We start from the raw sequence: 2,751 nt of genomic DNA, 5'->3' as shown, positions 1-2,751 counted from the left end.
GAACACCCTGATGAGCCTTCTGATAGTCCGCTAGTTCAGCATCAGTAATAGGCCGCAAACCCCACGGGTCCACCTGATTCACCGGATTATTACCCGCAAAGGAATACGGGTTAGAACCCCAGGCGGCACCAGCCACAGGAGCCAAAGGATCAACGCTCAAGAATGACGCGGTCAGCGGGTCATAACCACGAGCACCCATGAGTTCGATGCCTGCAACGACGGGGATGCTGTCTGTGTTGAACGTAAAATCTAACCCTTAGAAATCTACGCGGTTAGCCTCGGTGCTTCCACTATTCATTTGTATCCTACCGATCTAAAAAATAAGAGCCTTATCTTTATTCTCATTGAGTTTATCGGCTAATTCTTGAAAGCTTCTGAAGCTACTCCAGAGTCGGTAGATCCTGATTTCTCCGCATTCTGAGGTTTGTATATGCACAATTTCGTGTTTGGTGGCTGATTTGGATCCACTAGTCGATGTTTCAACTACAGCTGATTCAACGGTGCATGTGCGGGGTTCAGCGGTCATATTATTGACCCATGGAACGAGTATGGGGTTAGCCATCATGAATATTACGGTTCCAAAAATCAAGGGCATAAGGATTTTTGCTCGCAGGGGAATGTGGGAGTTTTGTTTGTTTGGTGGGTGATTATTAGTTATTTTCAAAACTTTGTTTCCTGAACTATAGAAAAAACAATTATCTGCGACCAGAATCAATTGCATCCAAGAAGTAGCCTCCCCAGTTACCTCCCCCATAACACGACGCCCTGCGCTTGATGGGCCTGGTAAAGCAGCAACGAAGCCAGCGAACGCAACATTTCCAGTCAGCCCAGAAGCAGTGTAGGGTCCTGGTTGTTTCATATACGAATACGCGGCAAAGGTGCCACCGGCAAGGGCTCGAACCGCAATCCCACCGGGAACCACGTCCATGGCTAGCTGTCGTGGGCCTACTAAGACTACCCCTATTTCCTTGCTCTAATCGTATCTACACGAAGCTGTAAGGGAACATAGGGGGTAGGAACTCCATACGAAGATGTCAGCGGTGTCTGCTTGTGAACCAGGGGGCGGGTTGTTATTTACAAGACTGGGTTTTCTACCCCATCAATCAGGCCCTGGTTTGCCTCTGCATCGGTGGGCGCACGCCAGAGAAGATTCCCCTTGTCATCAAGGATGCGCCAGGTCAAGGCGGGTTCGCTTGAACCGATCTGCCTCAAGCGCAAAGAATCAAAAACCAGCGAACATCCATATAATCCGAAACCGCTTCCAGTGTAACCTTGTAGAGTTTCACCCTGAGCAATAGAGGCAAAATTGAGTGCTCCGGCCTTGGTAGCATTATCCATTAATAAAACTTTATCTGAATAAAAGGCCCAAGAATTCCAGAATTGAATCTTATATTTTTCTACGGAATTTTTCTGAAGATAAATTTCAAGAACTCGATTACTATGGTCCTTTTCAAGCAAATTCAATGAAATAATTTTTGCGCCAATCAAACCATGAGGAAAACTTTTTTTGTTACTTAAAATAACTGGCGTATATAAAGCATCCCACTGAGTAAAATCAGTGCCAAGGGCAGAAAGTTCGTAAGGATAAATCTCTCCTGCAAAAAGCTGTTCTCCCTCGCCCACAACAGTTAGACTCCATTCCGTGGCAAATTTATTATCAGACGTGAGGGCTCGGATCATTCCCCCGTCTTCTAAAATGTATGTTGCATCGTAAACATTATCTGGCCCTAGAATATCAACAATTTTGACGCCAATAATTCTCTGGAGATTGCTATTAATTGTTTCATCTGTATTATCCCAACTAAAAACATCTCCTGCATAATATATTTCCCAGTAGAAATCTAGATATAATGAAAATTCTCGACCGCTGGAAGTTTTTCCAGCCAGGGAAAGTGCGTAACTACCTGGTTGGAAATATTCGATAGTGAAGGGCAGTTCATTAATAAATTCTTTGATGTTATTCATTATTTACTCATAACGGTGCAGAGGCAGATGTGATTTTTCCATCATTTTTATAGATCTCTCGTGCCCTTTTAATCCTGCATCAGGTTTGGGCACGTCCCAAGTGGCAGGATCAAGTTTTAGAGGTTTTTTATCTAGACCTGCTGGATTCTCTCTTTCATAAACTGCACGCAAAATATGGTGCTGATGATTAGGGTTTGTGCCAGTGTTAGATTCCATGATTCGAATTATAGAACCATCGAAAGTACTCACCCACTGTTGACCGGGGCTACGTGTGGGGTACGGCCCATCCCAAACCGGCGAATCATTAAGAACCTTCGCGAACCTATCAGCATTCGTATTACCAACGGCCACGCCATCTTTGTTCATTATCCAAGCATTTTGAGCCAAAGGATAGTCGTGGGGAATTACCTGGGGAGAAAGGTTCTGCAGTTTTGGTTGGGCCGGTGGTAATGCAGGTAAAGTTCCGTAAACACCTGGCCCGATAGCTTTCTGTCCAGAATGTACGGTGGCCGGTGACGGACTAAAAGCAGCAGGCTGTAATACTTCTCCTTCAATTACTCGAGTTGTCTTACTACCTCCGACAGAAACGACTTCGTCTGTTAGCTTCTTGCCCGCAGACGAAGGCCCCGGCAAAGCAGCCACAGAAGCCGCCAACGTCACTTCACTCAACAAACCAGTCGCTGAATGGGACCCCGGTTGCCTCATATACGAATAGGCCGCCGAACCACTGCCAGCTAACCCTTGCACCAGGGGGCCACCAGGAACCATATCCAAAGCAGTCTGAAG

General features: G+C 45.9%; 4 protein-coding genes. All 4 read right to left on the bottom strand.

Annotated features, from left to right (window positions below; all coding sequences use genetic code 11):
* Positions 1 to 199, bottom strand: a 199-nt coding sequence (locus tag ACN08Y_RS10790; RefSeq protein ID WP_419112711.1) for an RHS repeat-associated core domain-containing protein, incomplete at its 3' end; no start/stop codon positions are given.
* Between the two features lie 114 nt (positions 200 to 313).
* Positions 314 to 928, bottom strand: a complete 615-nt coding sequence (locus ACN08Y_RS10785; RefSeq protein ID WP_419112710.1) for a hypothetical protein — start codon at positions 926 to 928, stop codon at positions 314 to 316.
* A gap of 146 nt (positions 929 to 1,074) precedes the next feature.
* A complete protein-coding gene (locus ACN08Y_RS10780; RefSeq protein ID WP_419105490.1) occupies positions 1,075 to 1,965 on the bottom strand; it encodes a hypothetical protein in 891 nt (296 codons plus the stop codon).
* A gap of 3 nt (positions 1,966 to 1,968) precedes the next feature.
* Positions 1,969 to 2,751, bottom strand: a 783-nt coding sequence (locus tag ACN08Y_RS10775; RefSeq protein ID WP_419112709.1) for a hypothetical protein, incomplete at its 5' end; no start/stop codon positions are given.

It is taken from the genome of Rothia sp. P5764 (genome assembly GCF_048512965.1).
GTDB lineage: Bacteria > Actinomycetota > Actinomycetes > Actinomycetales > Micrococcaceae > Rothia.
This window is presented reverse-complemented; position numbering and strand designations above follow the sequence as displayed.

What these genes read in the sequence shown, in the direction of transcription:
- ACN08Y_RS10785 (WP_419112710.1), bottom strand. Translation starts at nt 928, where the DNA reads ATGGACGTGGTTCCCGGTGGGATTGCGGTTCGAGCCCTTGCCGGTGGC.
- ACN08Y_RS10780 (WP_419105490.1), bottom strand. Translation starts at nt 1,965, where the DNA reads ATGAATAACATCAAAGAATTTATTAATGAACTGCCCTTCACTATCGAA.